Genomic DNA, 19096 nt, shown 5'->3' with positions numbered 1-19096 from the left:
CCCGACCCACCGAACTCCATCCCGCCGGTCCCCGGCTCACCGGTCCCCGACTCACCGGTCCCCGACTCACCGGTCCCTGATCCACCGAGCCCCGACCCACCGGTCCCCGTCCCATCGGTTTCCCCGCCCCCACCGATCACCGGCCCCCGGCCTCCGGTCCCCGCCCCGGCCTTCCGATCCCGGTCTCCTCCGGTCCCGCTCCGACCTTCTCTGCCCAATTTCGGTCTTCCATGTCCCCTTTTATCCCTTCTTGTCCCGTTTCTTCTCCTCTCGGTCGCTCGCCGCCCCACCCCTTCCCGTCCCTTTCCGAACCGGTCGTTCACCCCTCCGCCCCGGCTCGTCCAGCCGGTCACTCCCCCCGTTCGACTCGTCCACAGATTGGGTGAAGTCAGTGAACCTGGCACATGATCCAGATCCTCCGGAGTCCTACTGGAACCGTCTGACGCATCCCGTACGGGAGTCGCCGTGGCCCCGGCGGCTGGCGGCAACGCTGGCGGTCGTCGTGATGGCGCCGCTGGTGCACGCGGAGCCCGCGAGCGCCGCGCCCCGTTCCGCTCCGGCCGTCCAGCGGGAGACCCCGGTCCTCGGAAAGCGGGTCCCCGTACTGCCCAGGACGGCCGACCCGGCGGAGAAGCAGGCGTGGAAGACGCCGCCGAGCGTCGTCTGGCCGAAACCGCAGGCGGTCGAGCTGGACGCGACCGGCGGCGCCGGCGCGCGCACGCTGGCTGCCGACTTCCCGGTACGGCTCGCCCCGCCGAAGAAGCCCGCCGAGCCCGCCAAGGCCGCGGACGACAGGAACGGCGAGGGCGGCAAGGAAGCCAAGGAAAGCAAGGAAGGCAAGGAGGTCGCGGCGGCGGCCACCCCCGACAGGGTCCGCGTCGAACTGCTCGACACCGCGCCGTCCGGGCTGCTCGGTCTCGCCCTGCGGGTGACGGCGGGGCAGGGACTGGCGGTCGCGAGGGGGCGGACCCGGCTGGAGATCGACTACTCCGGCTTCCGGTACGCCTTCGGCGGCGACTACGGCGCCAGGTTGCGGCTGGTACGGCTGGACGAGTGCGCCCTGACGGCCCCGGCCGCCCCGACCGCCTGCCCGCAACCCGAACCCGTGCCGTCCGACAACGACGCGAAGAACGGCACGCTGGCCGCCGACGTCGACATGCCGGCGCTGTACGCGCTGCAGGCGGCGCCCTCCGGGCCGTCGGGCGACCACGCGGCCACCTCGCTCGCCCCCTCGTCGAACTGGAGCGTCGGCACGCAGTCGGGTGACTTCACCTGGGACTACGGCCTGCGGGCGCCACCCGCGCTGGGCGGTGAGGAACCCGAGATGTCGCTCGTCTACAGCTCCCAGAGCGTGGACGGCCGCACCGTCTCGACGAACAACCAGCCGTCCTGGGCGGGCGAGGGGTTCGAGCTGAACCCCGGCGGCTACATCGAACGCCGCTACAAGTCGTGCATGATCGACGGCAAGAAGACCGGCGACCTGTGCTGGGACCAGGAGAACGCGACACTGGCCCTCGGCAACTCGGCCGTCGAGCTGGTCAAGGACGCCACGACCAAGCAGTGGCGGCCCAGGCGCGACGACGGGACGCGCGTCGAGTACCTCACGGGCGCCGCCAACGGCGACGACAACGGTGAGCACTGGCGCGTCACCACCGACGACGGCACCCAGTACACCTTCGGACTGAACCGCCTGCCCGGCTGGGCCACGGGCAAGCCGGAGACCGGGTCGACGTGGACGGTGCCGGTGTTCGGCAACAACAGCGGCGAGCCCTGCCACAAGAGCGACGCGGCGTCCTCCTGGTGCCAGCAGGCCTACCGGTGGAATCTCGACCTCGCCGTCGACACGCACGGCAACGCCACCACCTACTGGTACGGGGCCGAGAAGAACCACTACGGGCGGAACATGAAGCCCGAGCAGGGCACGGAGTACGTGCGCGGCGGATACCTCAAGCGGATCGACTACGGCTACCTGCGGGGTGAGCTGTTCACCAGGTCGCCCGCGGCCCGCGTCGTCTTCGACGTCGCCGAACGCTGCGTGCCCGGCGGGACGGTCACCTGCGCCGCCGACCAGCTCAAGAAGGAGACGGCGAGCCACTGGCCCGACGTCCCCTTCGACCAGATCTGCGGCTCGGGGGAGAAGTGCACCAACCGGCTGTCGCCGACGTTCTTCACCCGTCTGCGCCTGGCGAAGGTCACCACCCAGGTGCTCAACCCCGACACGGCCAAGTGCTCGGGCAAGCCGTACTGCGACGTCGACTCCTGGACGCTGACGCACTCCTTCCCCGCGACGGGTGACGGCCTCAGCCCCTCGCTGTGGCTCGCGTCCATCCAGCAGAGCGGCCACGTGGGCGGCACCATCACCCTGCCGAAGGTCACGTTCGTCGGCGTCCAGCTGCCCAACAGGGTGGATTCCAACGAGGGCCGCGCGCCGCTCGTCAAGTGGCGGGTCCGGTCGGTGAACAACGAGAGCGGCGGGGAGCTCCGGGTCGAGTACGGCCCCGCCGACTGCAAGCCGGGAGACGCGCCGGCCGCCGACCGCAACGGCCGGCTCTGCTTCCCCCAGCGGTGGGCGCCGCCGGACGAGGGCGAGGTCACCGACTGGTTCCACAAGTACGTCGTGACGCGGACGCTGGAGATCGACCGGGTCGCGCAGTCGCCGCCGGTCGTCACCGACTACGAGTACCTCGACGGCGCCGCCTGGCACTACGCCGACAACATCCTGGTGAAACCCGAGCACCGCACCTGGTCGGAGTGGCGCGGGTTCGGCAGGGTCAGGGTCCGCGGCGGCGACGGGCAGGACACCCGGCGCACGCTCACCGAGTTCCGGTACTTCCGCGGCATGGACGGCGACCGCCAGGCCGACGGTTCCAAACGCCGGGCGCAGGTCGTGGACTCCGAGGGCGGCAAGCTGGACGACCTCGACCAGTTCGCCGGGTTCGAGCGCGAGGAGATCCTCTACGAGGGCGACGGCGGGGAGATCGCGACCGCCACGGCGGAGGAGCCGTGGTCGCTCAAGACGGCCGAGTCCACCCAGGGCGGCGTCACCAAGCTCGCCCACATCGTCGAGCCGAAATCCATGGTGACCCGCACCGCGCTGGAGGGCGGGAAGTGGCGGCGCACCGCCGAGGAACGCGCCTACGACACCCAGGGCATGCTCACCCAGGTCGACGAGAAGGGCGACCTGGACACCGGTGACGACGACCAGTGCACCCGCTACACCTACGCCCGCAACACCACGGCGTGGCTGCTGGACTACACCAGCAGGATCCACAAGGTCGCCGCGGGATGCGGCGCCGGCGTGTCGAAACTGGCCGCCGCCGACGTGATCTCCGACGAGCGGATGCAGTTCGACGGCGGGCCGTACGGCCAGGCGCCCGTCAAGGGCGACGTCACCGCCGTCCAGTCCGTGGCCGGGGACGGCTCGGCCGTCACCGAGTCGGTCAAGACCTACGACGCCTACGGGCGGATGACCAGCGAGACCGACGCGGCGGGCACCAAGGTCGTCACCGCCTACACGCCGACCTCCGGCGCTCCGGCGACGGAGGTCACCGAGACCAACCCGCTCGGTCACGTGGAACGCACCCTCATCGAGCCGGCCTGGGGCGAGGTCGTCACCGAGATCGACGCCAACAACCGGCGCGTCGACCTGGAGCACGACGCGCTCGGCCGTCTCGTCAAGGTGTGGCAGGGCGACCGCAGCAAGGAGGCCGGCCAGTCGCCCAGCACCGAGTACTCCTACCTGACGCGTAACGACGGCCCCAACGTCGTCACCACGAAGACCCTGCGGGCGGACGGCGGCTACACCGTCAGCCACGAGCTGCTCGACGGCCTGCTGCGCCCCCGGCAGACCCAGGAGCCGGCGCCCCGGGACGACCAGGCGCAGGATCCCGCGCTGCGCGACGGGCGCACGATCACCGACACCTTCCACAACTCGCTCGGCGAGGTGGCCAAGTCCAACAGCGGCTACTTCAGCCCCGGCGAGCCGTCCACCGAGCTGCTGGGGGTGGCCGACACGGCCGTCCCCAGCCAGATCGTCACCTCCTACGACGGGACCGGGGAGGTGTCCGTCCAGGCGTTCCGGGTCAAGGGCGTGGAGAAGTGGCGGGCCGCCGCCACCTACCGCGGCGACCGGATGCACATCACCGCCCCCGCCGGAGGCACCGCCGTCACCCGCATCGGCGACGCCGAGGGCCGGCTCGTCGAACTGCGGCAGTACAAGGGGGCCACGCCCACCGGCGACTACGAGGCGACCAAGTACACCTACGACACGTCGGACCGGCTGGCCACCGTGACCGACCACGCGGGCAACGTGTGGCGGCACACCTACGACCTGCGGGGCAGGGAGATCAGGACCGAGGACCCCGACAAGGGCGTCACGACGTTCACCTACAACGACGTCGACGAGGCCGTCACCTCCACCGACGCCCGGGGCCGGACCCTGGCGTACGTCTACGACGCGCTGGGGCGCAAGCGCGAGCTCCACGAGGGCTCCACGACCGGCCCGCTGCTCGCGGAGTGGAAGTACGACGCGCTGGCCAAGGGGCACATGAACGCCAGCATCCGCTACGTCGGCGGCCAGGCGTACAAGGCGGAGATCAACGCGATCGACGCCGAGTACCGCACCCTGCGGCAGACCGTCACCGTCCCCGCCAGGGAAGGCAAGCTGGCCGGGTCGTACGTGCTCAACAGCCGCTACACCCTCGACGACCAGGTGCAGTCCGCCGGCTTCCCCGCCGCGGGCGGGCTGGCGGAGGAGTCGGTCGTCTACACCTACGACGGGCTCAGCCAGCCGGTCACCGTCACCGGCCTGTCGTCGTACGTCACGGCCACCCGCTACTCCAAGCTGGGCGAGACCCTGCAGTACGAGCTGAACAGCGGCGGGAAGAAGAGCTGGCTCACCTACACCCACGACGAGAGCACACGGCGGCTGACCCGGACCCGGCTGGACCGCGAGTCGGCCCCGGCGCCCGACCTGGACCTCAACTACACCTACGACCCGGCCGGGAACATCACCAGGATCACGGACATGGACGGCGGCCGGTCCAGGGACACCCAGTGCTTCACCTACGACCACCTGCGCCGCCTGACCGCGGCGTGGACGGCCACCGACGACTGCGCGGGCGGCGGCCCGCGGTCGGACACGATCGGCGGTGTGGCGCCGTACGCGATCGGCTACGCCTACGACTCCACCGGCAACAGGACGAAGGAGACGCGGCACGCGTTCGGCGGGCGCGCGGAGTCCGTCCGCTCCTATACCTACCCCGCCGCGGGTGAGGCGCGGCCGCACGCCCTCCTGACGGCCGGCACGGACGTCTTCGCCTACGACGAGGCCGGGAACACGACCCGGCGCAAGGTCGGGACGGCCGACCAGACCCTGGTCTGGGACGCCGAGGGCAACCTCGAATCGGTGACCGAGGCGGGAAAGACCACGTCGTTCGTGTACGACGCCGACGGCGAGCGGCTGCTCCGCAAGACGCCGACGGACTCGACGCTCTACATCGACGACATGGAGCTGCGGCTCGACATCGCCAAGGACGTCGTCGAGTGCACCCGCTACTACACCATCGGCGACGAGACGATCGCCGTGCGGACCCCGGACAACAGGGTGTACTTCCTGGCGTCCGACCACCAGGGCACCGCGCAGGCGGCGGTCAACGGCGGCACCGGAGACGTGGCCGTCCGCAGGACGACGCCGTTCGGTGAGGACCGCGGCGCGGCACCGCCGTGGTGGCCCGGCCAGCGGGGATTCGTGGGAGGCGTGCGGGACGCGTCGACCGGGCTCGTCCAGCTCGGCGCCCGCGAGTACGACCCCGTGAACGGCCGGTTCCTGTCCGTCGACCCGGTCATCGACGAGGAGGACCCCCAGCAGCTCAACGCCTACGCCTACGCCAACAACAGCCCCGTCACGATGAGCGACCCCGACGGGCAGCTGGTCTGGATCGTCGTCGGCATCGCGGCCAGGATCGCGGCGCGCGCCCTGGCCAGGAAGCTCGCCCAGGCGGCCGCCAGGCGGGCGGCCCAGGCGGCGGCCCGGCGGGCGGCCATCGCGCTGGCCAAGCGGCGGGCCGCCGCGCTCGCCAAGAAGAAGGCCGCGGAACTGGCGAAGAGGAAGGCCGCGGAGCTGGCGAAGAAGAAGGCCGCGCAGGCGGCGAAGAAACGGGCGGCCGAGAAGGCCAGGAAGGCGGCCGCCGCGGCGGCCACGAGACGCGCGGCGGCGGCCGCGCGCCGGGCGGCGGCCCGGCGGGCCAAGGCGGCCGTGGCCAAGGCGCGCAGCAGACGCGTGAGCAGGGCCCCGGCCAAGCCGGCCCGGCAGCGGCCCGCCCACCGTCCGACCAGTCGCAAGGCGGTCCAACGGCAGTCCCCGCCCAAGGCGCAACGCTCGCCGGTCAGGGACGGGAGCTACCACCGCATCGACGGGAGCAGGCATCCGTCGAAATCCGTCAGCGTCTACCGCGACGGGAAGATGTACCCCGACGGACGGCCGCCCCAGGGCATGGTGCGGCCCTCGGGGTCGGGACAGGGCATGCGGCAGGACTACAAACCGGCGGAGTTGGACCCGCCGTCGACACGGACGGGCATCGTCGCCGAGACGGCGGCCCGGTCGACCAAGTTCATCAACGAGGGCGACCTGGACAGCCTCTTCATGCACATCATCCGTCTGGCGGGGGGAGGGTGATCCCGGCCGGTCACCCACCGGTCCGATGACCGGTGGGTGACCGGCGCGGACGGCGGCGGGCCCCGGCGCACCACGGTGTGCCGGGGCCCGTCGTTCCTCCGGCTCCGGTGGGTGAACGCGGCTTCACTACACGTGTAGTCTCGTCGCATGAAGTCGGAACGGGCCCGGGCCGTGGCGGAGGCCGCCATCACCCTGCTGGCCGAGCGGGGCATGCGCGGCCTGACCCACCGGGCGGTGGACGAGGAGGCGGGGCTGCCGCCCGGCTCGACCTCCAACCTCGCCCGCACCCGCTCGGCGCTGCTGGAACTCGCCCTGGAGCGACTGACCGAGATCGAGGGCGCGGTCTTCGAGCCGCTCCTCGGCGTCACCGAACACGCCGCGGCCGGGACGGAACCCGGGGGGAGCGCCGGGCCGGTCACGCCCGAGACGCTCGCCGAGATGACCGCGCGGAGCCTGTGGGCGCAGCTCACCGTCGACCGCCGCCGCACGGTCGCCCGCTACGAGCTGGCGCTGGAGGCCACCCGCCGCCCCGAACTGCGCAGGATCTACGACGAGGCGGGGCAGCGCTTCCGCACGCTGGCCGTCGCGGTCCTCACCGCCGCCGGATCCCCCGACCCGGTACGGCACGGCCACCAGATGGTCGCCTACGGCGAAGGAGTGATCTTCGACGCCATCGCCGGCGCCGGGGCCGAACCCACCCTCGACGACCTGCGCCTGGGCGTCAGGGAGGTGCTGGCGGGCATGCTGGGCCCGCCTTCCGGCCGCCTCTGACCCGGCCCTCCCGGTCCCGGAGCGGTCCGGGGCTCAGCGTTCCAGCAGGCGGGCGCGGTGGGCGGGCCACTCCTCGTCGAGGATGCCGAAATAGGCGGTGTCGCGCCAGGTGCCGTCCGGACGGCGGCGGTGGCGGCGCAGCACGCCCTCGGGGACGCCGCCGATGCGCCTGATCGCGGCCTGGGAGCGGGTGTTCAGGATGTCGGTCTTGAGCTGGACGCGGTTCACGCCCAGGTGGTCGAAGGCGTGGTCGATCAGCAGGATCTTGCAGGTGGTGTTCACCGCCGTGCGCCACACGGCCCTGCCGTACCAGGTCCAGCCGATCTCTACGCTGGAGTCGAAGCCCGGGGTGTCGATGTAGGAGGTCCAGCCGACCGCGCGGCCGGTCTCCCGGAGGATCACCGCGAACGGCACGTGGCCGGGGTCGTCGATCAGCCGCTCCGCCATCGTCGCGAGTTCCTCCACCCCGTGCGGCGTGGGATGCTGCCAGCGCCACACCTCCTCGTCGCCGCCGCCGGCCAGGAACAGGTCGGGGACGTGGCCGGCGGTCAGCGGCTCCAGCCGTACGGCGGCGCCTTCGAGGACGAGCGGGTCGGGCATCTTCGCGGTCATGGTGGCGACCCTACGGCCGGTGGCGCGCGGCCCGGAAGGTCCACTCGGCCCGGTTGCCGGACGACCACTTCGGCGGCGGGGCGGCGTCCCCGGTGAGCGGCCGGCCCCTCCGGCCGGGGGACGGTCGCCTGTCGGCCGCCCAGACGGCCAGCGCGCAGGCCGCGAATCCGGCCCCGAGGAGGCTGGAACCCGCCCAGCCGTGGGCGGCGAAGACGGCGGTGGTCGCCGCCGCGCCGAGGGCGGAGCCGAGCGAGTAGAAGACCATGTAGCCGCCGATGACGCCGCTGGTGCGATCCGGATGCGCGGCGGTGAGCAGGTGCTGGTTGCTCACGTGCACGGCCTGGACCGCGAAGTCGAGGACCACGATTCCGGCGACGAGGATCCACAGCGACCACGGCAGCTGCGCGATCGCCGCCCACGAGACGATGAGCAGGGTGAGCGCGAGGCCGGTGACCGGGGTCGCCCGTCCCGCGTCCGCCCACCGTCCCGCGCGGGCCGCGCCGAGCGCGCCGGCGAGCCCGGCGATGCCGAACAGCCCGATCCGGCTCTCGCTCAGTCGCCACGGCGCGTCCGCCAGCGGCAGGGACAGTCCGCTCCACAGGGTTCCGAACGATGCGAACAGGAAGAACGCGATGAGCCCGCGCGTCAGGAAGACGCGCCGCCCGAACAGCCCGCCGAGCGAGACGATGGCCCGCCCGACCCCCGCGGGCCGGTCGGGGCGCTCATCCGGCGGCAGGACGGCGAGGACGAGGGCCGCGAGCCCGAGCGACAGCACCGCGAGCACGGCGTAGACGCTCCGCCAGCCCCACACCTCGGCGAGCGTGCCGGCGACGATCCGCGCGCCCAGGATGCCGGCCACGACGCCCGAGGTCACGACACCGATGTTCCGCCCGCGTTCGGCGGGCGGCGAGACCGACGCGGCGTAGGCCACCGTGGTCTGCACCACGACCGCGAACATCCCGGCCACCGCGAGCCCCGAGAACGCCGCCCACGCGGCCGACGCCGAGGCCGTCAGGATCATCCCCAGTGCGGTGATCACCAGGTGCGCGGGGATGAGCCGGCGCCTGTCGGCCACGTCGCCGAGCGGCACCAGCAGCACCAGCCCGGCCAGATAGCCGAACTGGCCGGTCGCGACCATCCAGCCGGTGAGTTCCGCCGGCACGCCGAGATCACGTCCCATCGGACCCAGAACCGGCTGCGCGGCGTAGACGCCCGCCACAGAGACACCGCACACCACCGCCAGCAACGTCCGCCGCCACAGGTTCATCGCACCCCGATTCAATAAGTAGCAAATTGCAACCAATTTGACCGTACGGCATGATGGTTTCAATCCGCAACTCATCGGGAGGTGTCATGTCGCGCGCCACCACGGGCGTCCCGAACCTCGACTGGACCGACTCGGAGTGCCCGGTCGCCCGCGCGCTCGACCTCGTCGGCGACAGGTGGAGCCTTCTCGTCATCCGTGACGCGATGGACGGGGCGCGGTCGTTCACCGAGTTCCAGCGGCGCACCGGCATCGCCCGCAACATCCTCGCCGACCGCCTCCGCAGGCTGGTCGCTCACGGGCTCCTCGCCCAGCGCGCCGCACCGTCGGGCCGCCGCCAGGAGTACGTGCTCACCGACGCCGGCCGCGACCTCTTCGCGGTCGTCCTCACCCTGCGGCAGTGGGGAGAGCGCCACGCCTTCGCCCCCGGCGAGGCCCACTCGGTCCTGGTCGACCGGCACGGCGCCCCCGTGCCGGAGATCGCGCCGACCGGCGCCGACGGCACCCTCCTCGACACCGACACCACCCACGTGCGGAAGACCCGATAGGAGGCGGGCCCCCGCGCCTTCGGGCCTCGCGGACGCTTCGCCGCCCACGCGGCCGGGGGAGCGCTTCGGCGGCCGGACCGCCGGGGGAGCGCTTCGGCGGCCGGACGGCCGAGGGGCGCTTCGGCGGCCGGACGGCCGACACCCCGCCGTCCCTTGTCGACAGCCATACCGTCCGGTCGGTACGCTCCTTGGAGACCGTGAGGAGGGTCATGGATTTCGCGTTCGACGCCAGGACCGAGGAGCTGCGGCAGAGGCTGCTCGCCTTCATGGACGAGTGCGTCCACCCGGCCGAGGAGGCATTCGAGGCCCAGGCCGCGCAGAGCGGGTGGTCCAGCCCGCCGCTGATGGAGGACCTCAAGCAGGAGGCGCGCAAGCGCGGGCTGTGGAACCTGTTCCTGCCCGGCGAGCACGGCGCCGGCCTGACCAACCTCCAGTACGCCCCGCTGGCGGAGATCATGGGCCGCTCGCCGAGGATCGCCCCCACCGCCACCAACTGCGCCGCCCCCGACACCGGCAACATGGAAGTGCTGTCGATGTTCGGCAACGAGTGGCAGCGCGAGGAGTGGCTGGAGCCGCTGCTGCGCGGGGAGATCCGGTCGGCGTTCGCCATGACCGAGCCGGACACCGCCTCCTCCGACGCCACGAACATCTCGCTGTCCATCGTCCGCGACGGCTCCGAGTACGTCATCAACGGCCGCAAGTGGTTCGCCTCCGGCGCGATGAACCCGAACTGCCGGATCCTCATCGTGATGGGCAAGACCGACCCGGAGGCCGCCACCCACCGACAGCAGTCGATGGTCCTGGTGCCGCGCGACACCCCCGGCCTGGAGATCAGGCGCGGCATGCACGTGTTCGGCTACTCCGACGCCGACCACGGCGGGCACGCGGAGATCGACTTCACCGACGTCAGGGTGCCGGTGGAGAACCTGATCGGTGAGGAGGGCGGCGGCTTCGCCATCGCCCAGGCCCGCCTCGGGCCGGGCCGCATCCACCACTGCATGCGGCTGATCGGGATGGCCGAGCGCGCGGTCGAGCTGATGTGCCGGCGGACCCTGTCGCGTACGGCGTTCGGTAAGCCGATCGCCCAGCAGGGGGTCGTCCAGGACTGGATCGCCGAGTCGCGGGTCAGAATCGAGCAGCTCCGCCTGCTGGTGCTCAAGACCGCCTGGCTGATGGACACCGTCGGGAACCGCGGCGCGCACACCGAGATCCAGGCCATCAAGATCGCCACCCCGCGCGAGGTCGAGTGGATCCTGGACAAGGCCATCCAGGCTCACGGCGCCGGCGGCGTCAGCCAGGACTTCCCGCTGGCCGGGCTGTGGGCGGGCGCCCGGTCGCTGCGCCTGGCCGACGGCCCGGACGAGGTCCACAAGCGCTCGCTGGCCTACCGCGAGCTGAAGAAGCACATGGGTTGACCCGGCGCCGGCGGCGCCCCCCGGCACCGGGTCACCGGGCTCCGGGCGCGGACCGGACCCGTCCGAAGTGCCCGGAACGGAACGCCGGGCGGCAGAGGTGATCGCGTGACTGCGAAGGGAGCGTCGTGACGTTGGACGAGGAGGCGGTCAGGGAGCGCGCCGTCGCGTTCCTGGCCGGGCACGGCCCCGAGGACCGTACGGGGTTCCTGCGGGCCCGGTTCGACGCCGGGCTGGCGTGGGTCCACTTCCCCGAGGGGCTCGGCGGGCTCGGCGCCCCCCGGGAGCTGCAGAACGTCGTCGAGCGGGAGCTCGCCGGCACCCCGCAGCCCGACCCGGGCACGCAGGCCATCGGTCTGGGCATGGCGGCGCCGACGATCCTGGCGTTCGGCACCCGCGAGCAGCAGGAGCGGTTCCTGCGCCCGCTGTGGACGGGCGAGGAGATCTGGTGCCAGCTGTTCAGCGAGCCCGGCGCCGGCTCCGACCTGGCGACGCTCGCCACGCGGGCGGTCCGCGACGGCGACGAGTGGGTCGTGGACGGGCAGAAGGTGTGGACCTCCGGGGCCCACCACGCCCGGTGGGCGATCCTCGTCGCCCGGACCGACCCCGGCGTTCCCAAGCACCGCGGGCTCACCTACTTCGTCTGCGACATGCACGCCCCCGGCGTCGAGGTCAGGCCGCTGCGGCAGATCACCGGCGAGGCGGAGTTCAACGAGGTCTTCCTGACCGGCGTGCGGCTCCCCGACTCCCTGCGCCTCGGCGCCGTCGGCGACGGCTGGCGGGTCGCGACCACCACGCTCATGAACGAGCGGGTGGCGATCGGCGGCGGGCCGGTACGGCGGGGCGGCGGCATGATCGGCCTGGTCGCCGACACCTGGCGGTCCCGCCCGGAGCTGCGCACCCACGACCTGCACCGGCGGCTGCTCGCGCTGTGGGTGGAGTCGGAGGTCACCCGGCTGGCCGGGGCGCGGCTGCGCGAGCAGCTCGCGGCCGGCCAGCCCGGCCCGGAGGGCTCGGCCATGAAGCTCTCGTTCGCCTCCCTCAACCAGGCGCTCAGCGCGCTGGACGTGGAGCTGCGCGGCGAGGAGGGCCTGGAGTACGACGACTGGACCTTCCGCCGCTCCGAGAGCGTCGACTTCTTCGGCCGCGGCCCCGGGTACCGCTACCTGCGGGCCAAGGGCAACTCGATCGAGGGCGGCACCTCGGAGATCCTGCGCAACATCGTCGCCGAGCGGGTGCTGGGCCTGCCCTCGGAGCCCCGCGTGGACAAGGACGTGCCCTGGAAGGACCTGCCCCGGTGACGGGCCCCGGAGCGGGCCGGCCGGCGACCCCCACGGCGGACGAGGAGAAGTGCCGATGACGCTGCTGTACACCGAGGTCGAGGAGGAGCTGCGCGCCTCCGTCCGCGACCTGCTCGCCGACCGCTGCCGGCCCGACGCCGTGCTGAGGCGGGCCGAGTCGGCCTCGCCGTACGACGCCGACCTGTGGAAGACCCTGTCGCGGGAGATCGGCGTGGCGGGCCTGCTGGTACCCGAGGAGTACGGCGGGGCCGGCGCGTCGGCCCGCGAGGCCGCGGTGGTGCTGGAGGAGCTGGGACGGGCCGTGGCGCCGGTGCCGTTCCTGACCAGCGCGGTGCTCGCGACCGAGGCCCTGCTCCAGGCGGGGGTCCACGAAGGGCTTCCGGCGGGCGGGCGCGACCTGCTCGCCGAGCTGGCCGCGGGCGAGACCACGGCGGCGCTGGCCGTGTCGCTGGCGGCCTCGCCGTACCGGACGCTGCCGCCGCCGGTCGCGCTGAACGACCACGGCGCGCTCGACGGCGAGATCCGGGCGGTGGCCGGGGCCGACGCGGCCGACGTGCTGCTCGTCCCGGTCGGCACGGCGCTCTACCGGGTGCGGGCGGAGGACGCCCGGATCGACGTGGTGCCCTCGCTGGACCTGACCCGGCCGATCGCCGTCGTCACGCTCTCCGGCGCGCCCGGCGAGCGGCTCGGGGCCTTCGACGCGCGGCGGGTGCTGGCGTTCGGGGCCGGGCTGCTCACCTCCGAGCAACTCGGGGTCGCCGAGTGGTGCCTCGCGACGACGCTCGCCCACATCAGGGAGCGCCACCAGTTCGCCCGGCCGATCGGCTCCTTCCAGGCGATCAAGCACCGGATGGCGGACCTGTGGCTGGACGTGGCGCGGGCCCGCGCGGCGGCCAGGAACGCCGCGAACCTGCTGGCCGCCCGCCCGGAGCCGGGCACCGAGGCCGCCCTGGAGGCCGAGGCCGCGACGGCGGTGGCCAAGTCGTGGTGCTCGGAGGTGGCGGTCCGCGTCGCCGAGGAGGGCGTCCAGCTCCACGGCGGCACCGGGATGACCTGGGAGCATCCGCTGCACCTCTACCTCAAGCGGGCCAAGGCGTCGGAGACGGCGCTCGGCACCCCCGGCGCCCACCGCGACGCCCTGTCCGTCCTCGCCGACCTCCCCGCCCCGATCTGACCCGGCACGGGTGGACCGGAGCGGGGCGGGCGGATCGGAGCGGGTGCGCCGGGGTCAACAGCCGGGTGCGGGTGCGCCGGGGTTCAACGGCCGGGTTCGGCGTCCTCGCGGGTCTGGCGGGGCAGGAGGAAACCGGCCAGGAAGGTCAGGGCGACCATCCCGGCGACCACCCAGAACGTCTGCCGCGCGGCGGCGGTGGGGTCGCCGCCCGTGGCGCCGAAGAAGACCGTGCCGAGCAGCGCCACGCCGAGCGCCGCGCCGACCTGCTGCAGGGCGGTGAGCGTCCCGGAGGCCGACCCCATCTCGTGCGGCTCGACGCCGGCCAGCGCGATCTCGAAGTACGGGCCCATGATCAGTCCCGAGCCGACGCCGGTGACGAGCAGCGCCGGGGCGAACTGCCAGGGGCCCGCCTCCGCGCCCAGGGTCAGCAGGAGGGCGACGACCCCGGCCGTCATGATCAGGGCTCCGGCGTGCAGCAACCGGCGGCCGTGCCCGCGGAGCGCCTGCACCAGGCCCATGCCGACGATCATGCCCACGGACAGCGGGATCCCGGCCAGGCCGGCCTTCAGCGGGCTGTAACCGAGGCCGAGCTGGGTGTAGAGGTTGAAGACCAGGCCGAAGCCGGTGAAGGCCGCGAAGTAGATCGTGCCGGTGAACAGGCCGCCCACGAACGAGCGCTTACGGAACAGGCTGGGCGCCACCAGCGGGTCGCGGCCCCGGCCGGCGCGGCGCGACTCGTACCGGCCGAACAGGACGAACACCGCCGCCGAGGCGGCCATCATCACGAACGCCCAGGCCGGCCAGCCGTACTCGCGGCCCTGGACCAGCGGGAAGACGACCAGCAGAGCGCCGAGGGAGGCCAGGGCGGCGCCGGGCAGGTCGAGGGTGAGCGACCGCGACGGACGGGAGGCGGGCAGGAACCGCAGCGCGGCGGCCAGGGTGGCCAGCCCGACCGGCAGGTTGATCAGGAAGATCATGCGCCACCCGGTGCCGAGGAGGTCGGCGTCGGCCAGCCAGCCCGCAAGGATCGGCCCGCCGATCGCCGACAGGCCCATGACCGGGCCGAACATGCCGAGGGCCGCCCGCAGCTCCGTGGGCGGGAACATCTCCCGCATCATGCCGAGCCCCTGCGGGACCATCGCGGCGCCGAAGAGCCCCTGGACGACCCGGGCGGCGATGACGGTCTCCGGCGAGAAGGACACCGCGCACAGCAGCGAGCCCACGACGAACCCGGCCGCGCCGATGAGGAACATCCGCCTGCGCCCGACGATGTCGCCCAGCCGGCCGCCGGTGAGCAGTCCGGCCGTCATGGCGAGGGTGTAGGCCGCGCCGAGCCACTGGATCATCGAGGTGCCGCCGCCCAGGTCGGCCCGCATCGTCGGCCCGGCGATGTTGGTGACGGTCGCGTCGAGGAGCTCCATCACCGACCCGGCGAGGATCACGAAGAGCGCGGGCCAGCGCCACCGGTACGGCGCGGGCCCGGCGGTCTCCGGCGCCTGCGCCGGGTGGGTGTCGAGGGTGGTCATCGGCTCCTCCAGAGCGTCTCGTTCGGGGGACGGGAGGAACACTAGGGATCAACGCGGAAAGGTTGCTTCCGCATTGGCGTCAGGCCGCGGAACTCCGGAGAGGAGACCCGCCGAAAGTACGGCGGACCCCTGGAACGGCCCGCCCCACCGGGACCGCGGCCCGGAACGGCCTGCTGCGCGGGGCGCTCAGGACGGTTCCGCGGGCGTGCCGGCCGCGCGGGTGTAGCGGGCGCCGATCTCGCGCAGGTGCGCGGCCAGCTCCGGCGGATCGACGACCTCGAAGTCGAGGCCGGTCATCCCGAGGTGGATCGCCAGGGCGTCCAGGGACGAGGCCCCGGTGTGGAACAGGCAGCTCCGCTCGTCCGCCGCCTCCAGTTCCCCCCAGTCGGGCCAGATCCGCTCGGCGACCGCCTCGGCCGGCGCGTGGAACCGTACGGTGGCCCGGTGCCGGATCACCGCGGTGGTCACACCCCTGGTGACATAGGCCGCGATGTCGCCGCCGGGCGCCTCGCGGGGGGCGAACCGTCCGCCGTTCGGGGTTCGCAGCCGGATCCGGTCGACGCGGAAACTGCGCCAGTCCTGCCGCGCGGGGTCCCAGGCCGCGAGGTACCACCGCCGCCTGGTGTGCACGAGCCGGTGCGGCTCCACCTCCCGGACGCTCTCGCCGCCGTCGTGGTTGAGGTAGTCGAAGCGCAGCCGCTCGTGGTCCCGGCAGGCGCTCGCGATGGCGGTGAGCACGGCGGCGTCCACGGTGGCGGGGGAGCGATCCGGGACCGCCACCGTCGCGGTGTGCAGGGCGTTGACCCGGTGGCGCAGCCGGGACGGCAGCACCTGCTCCAGCTTGGCCAGCGCCCGCAGCGAGATCTCCTCGATCCCGGCGATGGAGCCGCCCGCGGCGGTGCGCAACCCCACGGCGACCGCGACGGCCTCCTCGTCGTCGAGGAGCAGCGGCGGCATCTGCGCGCCCGCGCCGAGGCGGTAGCCGCCCGCGACACCGGGGGTGGCGTGCACCGGGTAGCCGAGCTCGCGCAGCCGTTCGACGTCGTTGCGGATGGTCCTGGTGGTCACCTGGAGCCGTTCGGCGAGTTGGGGGCCGGTCCAGTCACGAGGGGTCTGCAGCAGGGAGAGCAGGCGCAGCAGCCGCGCCGAGGTTTCCAGCATCCCCCGATTGTGCCGCCCATCGCGGAAGGTTCTTTTCCGCGATGGGGGCGTCTTCGGCCGCGAGGGCGACCGGGGAGGGGTGGGATCAGGGGCGGAGGTCGGAGTGGTGTGGTCAGGGGCGCAGGGAGGCGAGGAGGAGGTCGGCGAAGTGCCCGCCGACCTCGGCGCCCGACAGCGGCCCCTCGGTGTTGTACCAGGTGCCCAGGTGGTGGACCGAGCCGAAGAAGAAGTCCACCACGATCTCGGCGGGGGAGGCGGTGCTGAAGACGCCCTCGCGCTGCCCCTCGGTCACCAGGTCGCGGAAGCGCTCGTGGTAGCGGCGGCGCTCGGCGCGCACGCTCTTGCGGGTGTCGGGGGCCAGCAGGTGCATCGAGCGGAAGAAGATCTTGGAGTCGTCCAGGTTCTCGACCGTGGTCCGCACGACGTCCGCGGCGGCGGCGTGCAGGCGCTCGGCCACCGTGCCGGGACCGTCGGCGATGGCGGTCAGCCGCTCCATCTGCATGCGCAGCACGCGCCCGTAGATCTCGTGGAGCAGGTCGTCCTTGGAGTCGAAGTAGTGGTACATGGCGCCCTTGGTGACGCCGGCCGCCGAGACCACCTCCTGCACCGAGGTGCTCTCGAAGCCCCGCTCGGCGAACAGGCGCGTGGCCTCGCTCAGCAGGCGCTGCCGTACGGACTCCCTGTCGCGCGTCATCTGGCCCCTCCCCGCCGCCGGCCCCGGCCGTCCGGCCCCCCGCCGTGTGCCGACCCAGCATACCGACTGGTCGGTTAAAGTGTCGGTACCTGGCGTAGGTGTGTTATTTGCGTCACCTTTGGCTGCCTGGAGCCCCCGGTTGGGTATTTTCTGGCACAAGGATCTTCAGCGTGGCAGATCCGCTCCTTGTCAGCTCTCGACCTCCGGGGGTTCGCTGTGTCCGGCGGATCAATCTACGTGACGCCAGAGGACCAGGTTCACGGCCTGTCCCCTCAGGTCATGTACGAACAGTTCTGGATCAAGGAAGCGGGCGAACGCCGGAAGACGCGGGCGGTCAAGGCCGCCGGCGGCCTGGTCGTGGGCGTGCTGCTCGGCTACCGCTTCGGCCTCAACCTCCCGCTCGCCGGGGTGGTGACCGCCCTGCTGGTCGCCGCCGCCGACGCCACCTGGGCCTGGTACTCCTACAACGCCACCGCCGTCTGGCGGGGCAGGCGCCGGGGTGAGACCATCACCGGCAGGCTGCTGCGCCGCAGGCTCCGCAGGCGCGGCTACCACGTCCTCGACGGCCGCGCCGTCCCCGGACAGGCGTCCATCGACCACCTCGTCATCGGTCCCGGCGGGGTCTGGGTCGTCGACAACGAGGCGTGGGACCCCGACACCGAGATCGCCCGCTACGGTGACCGGCTGTTCCTGGGCGAGAAGTACGGCACGAAGGTGGCCAAGGCGCTCGTCGACGTCTCCGCCGCCCTGGCCGAGGTCCTCACCCGCGAGTCGGGCGTCGAGGTGACGATCGAGCCGCTGCTCGCGGTGCACGGCGGCAGGCTGCGCCGTACGGTCACCGCCGAGGGGCTCACCCTCCTCAAGCCGCGCCTGGTGCCCCGCTGGATCCTGAGCGGTCCCCGGGCGGACTACGACGCCCAGCAGGTGGAACTGCTCGCCCGCACCGCCGCCCGGGTCCTGCGCCGGATGAACTGACCGTCCGCGCGGGTTCCGCACCGCCCTGACCATGCCGGGCCCGCCGGGCGATCGGTTTCCCGGAGTGGTCGGCGCAGGCCCGGTCACCGGTGCGCGACCCTGAACCAGACGGACCTTCGCGCCTCGCCGTCGTGGCGGGACGTGCCCCAGGCGGTCGCGAGCAGGGCCACCAGCCACAGGCCCCGGCCGCCGTCGTCGTCGGCGTCCGGCACGTGTACGGCCGGGGCGCTCGTGGCCGAGCCGTCGTCCGTCACCTCCACATGGACGCCCCCGGGATCGTCGCCCAGGTGAACGGTCACCCGGCCGCCCGCCGTACGGCCGGAGTCGGAATGGGCGACGGCGTTGGTGACCAGCTCGCTCAGCAGTAGCAGGACGTCGTCGAGCGTCCCGGGTGCCAGCCGTACGGCCAGCAACCCGCGTGCCCAGGATCGAGCCGCCGGTACGGACGCTTCCTCACCCGGGAACTCCCGCCACCAGAATCCGTGGCGCGCGTCCGGGGCGTCGGCCTCGTGCGCGTTCCCCCGCTCCGGTCTCACGATCCCACCTCGGAGATGACGATTGACATGACGATGTCCGCCGCGTTGTCGGCCTCCGCCCACACCCACGCGCTCCGCCGCCACAGGCGTGCCCACCAGGGCCGCCAGGTGAAGACCCAGCCGCGGTGACGCCGGACGGCCGTGATCCGGGCGAGGACCCCGGCCGCCTCGTGGACCTCCAGGACGGGGTTCCCGGTCACCGGCAGGACCAGCGAGGTGCGGACCCCGAGGGTGCGCAGGTCCCAGCCGAGCCGTACGAGATGGATGAACCGGGTCTGCTGCTCCACGGTCGCGGGGTCCGAGGTCTTCCAGGGGTCGAGAGAGGAATGGGAAATGCTACTTTCCTGATGGGGCATCGCTGATTTCTCTCCTGTCCGAAGGGGGCGGATCCGCTTTCCTGGCCTTCCTGCCGGAAGAACAATGCGTGTGATTAGATTGCCCTTGCG

14 protein-coding genes are annotated in these 19096 nt (G+C 72.8%); 7 read left to right on the top strand and 7 right to left on the bottom strand.

All coding sequences use genetic code 11. The features are described 5' to 3' along the window. Positions 1–391 precede the first annotated feature (391 nt). Positions 392–6676 carry an RHS repeat-associated core domain-containing protein gene (locus ACQP10_RS30365; protein WP_433540150.1) on the top strand — a complete coding sequence of 2095 codons (6285 nt, stop codon included), beginning with the start codon at positions 392–394 and terminating at the stop codon, positions 6674–6676. Positions 6677–6823: 147 nt separating this feature from the next. Beyond that, positions 6824–7447, top strand: coding sequence for a TetR/AcrR family transcriptional regulator (locus ACQP10_RS30360; protein WP_346019402.1), 624 nt, complete (start codon positions 6824–6826; stop codon positions 7445–7447). A 33-nt stretch (positions 7448–7480) separates the two neighbouring features. Here the strand turns inward: ACQP10_RS30360 and ACQP10_RS30355 are convergent, their stop codons facing one another. Next, positions 7481–8059, bottom strand: a complete 579-nt coding sequence (locus ACQP10_RS30355) for a GNAT family N-acetyltransferase (RefSeq protein ID WP_179824428.1) — start codon at positions 8057–8059, stop codon at positions 7481–7483. 10 nt (positions 8060–8069) lie between these two features. Further along, positions 8070–9326, bottom strand: coding sequence for an MFS transporter (locus ACQP10_RS30350; RefSeq protein WP_433540149.1), 1257 nt, complete (start codon positions 9324–9326; stop codon positions 8070–8072). 86 nt (positions 9327–9412) lie between these two features. On the opposite strand from ACQP10_RS30350, the gene ACQP10_RS30345 reads away from it, so the two are divergent. The 4 genes from ACQP10_RS30345 to ACQP10_RS30330 all read left to right on the top strand — a co-directional run bounded on the left by ACQP10_RS30345 (position 9413) and on the right by ACQP10_RS30330 (position 13758). After that, positions 9413–9871, top strand: coding sequence for a winged helix-turn-helix transcriptional regulator (locus ACQP10_RS30345; protein WP_389999894.1), 459 nt, complete (start codon positions 9413–9415; stop codon positions 9869–9871). A 209-nt stretch (positions 9872–10080) separates the two neighbouring features. Further along, positions 10081–11286, top strand: a complete 1206-nt coding sequence (locus ACQP10_RS30340; protein WP_389999897.1) for an acyl-CoA dehydrogenase family protein — start codon at positions 10081–10083, stop codon at positions 11284–11286. 125 nt (positions 11287–11411) lie between these two features. Next, the gene (locus tag ACQP10_RS30335; protein WP_386148565.1) at positions 11412–12584 is read left to right on the top strand and encodes an acyl-CoA dehydrogenase family protein; all 1173 of its coding nucleotides are present in this window, start codon (positions 11412–11414) and stop codon (positions 12582–12584) included. A 55-nt stretch (positions 12585–12639) separates the two neighbouring features. Next, positions 12640–13758, top strand: coding sequence for an acyl-CoA dehydrogenase family protein (locus tag ACQP10_RS30330; protein ID WP_389999903.1), 1119 nt, complete (start codon positions 12640–12642; stop codon positions 13756–13758). Positions 13759–13841: 83 nt separating this feature from the next. Here the strand turns inward: ACQP10_RS30330 and ACQP10_RS30325 are convergent, their stop codons facing one another. The 3 genes from ACQP10_RS30325 to ACQP10_RS30315 all read right to left on the bottom strand — a co-directional run bounded on the left by ACQP10_RS30325 (position 13842) and on the right by ACQP10_RS30315 (position 17139). Beyond that, on the bottom strand, positions 13842–15284 hold the full coding sequence (locus ACQP10_RS30325) for an MFS transporter (RefSeq protein WP_346019408.1): 1443 nt from the start codon (positions 15282–15284) through the stop codon (positions 13842–13844). A gap of 186 nt (positions 15285–15470) precedes the next feature. Further along, on the bottom strand, positions 15471–16445 hold the full coding sequence (locus ACQP10_RS30320; protein ID WP_346019409.1) for a helix-turn-helix transcriptional regulator: 975 nt from the start codon (positions 16443–16445) through the stop codon (positions 15471–15473). A 112-nt stretch (positions 16446–16557) separates the two neighbouring features. Continuing rightward, the gene (locus tag ACQP10_RS30315; protein WP_389999910.1) at positions 16558–17139 is read right to left on the bottom strand and encodes a TetR/AcrR family transcriptional regulator; all 582 of its coding nucleotides are present in this window, start codon (positions 17137–17139) and stop codon (positions 16558–16560) included. Positions 17140–17418: 279 nt separating this feature from the next. Here ACQP10_RS30315 and ACQP10_RS30310 point away from each other — a divergent pair, with 279 nt between their 5' ends. Beyond that, the gene (locus ACQP10_RS30310) at positions 17419–18114 is read left to right on the top strand and encodes a nuclease-related domain-containing protein (protein ID WP_346019411.1); all 696 of its coding nucleotides are present in this window, start codon (positions 17419–17421) and stop codon (positions 18112–18114) included. A gap of 83 nt (positions 18115–18197) precedes the next feature. On the opposite strand, the gene ACQP10_RS30305 is transcribed toward ACQP10_RS30310, so the two are convergent. Then, positions 18198–18650 carry an ATP-binding protein gene (locus tag ACQP10_RS30305; RefSeq protein WP_389999916.1) on the bottom strand — a complete coding sequence of 151 codons (453 nt, stop codon included), beginning with the start codon at positions 18648–18650 and terminating at the stop codon, positions 18198–18200. Continuing rightward, positions 18647–18937 (bottom strand): hypothetical protein, encoded by a 291-nt coding sequence (locus tag ACQP10_RS30300; RefSeq protein WP_389999919.1) that lies wholly within the window; start codon positions 18935–18937, stop codon positions 18647–18649. Before ACQP10_RS30300 ends, ACQP10_RS30305 begins: the two co-directional genes overlap by 4 nt. Between the last annotated feature and the right edge of the window lie 159 nt (positions 18938–19096).

It is taken from the genome of Streptosporangium sandarakinum (assembly GCF_050942225.1).
Lineage (GTDB): Bacteria > Actinomycetota > Actinomycetes > Streptosporangiales > Streptosporangiaceae > Streptosporangium > Streptosporangium nondiastaticum.
This window is presented reverse-complemented; position numbering and strand designations above follow the sequence as displayed.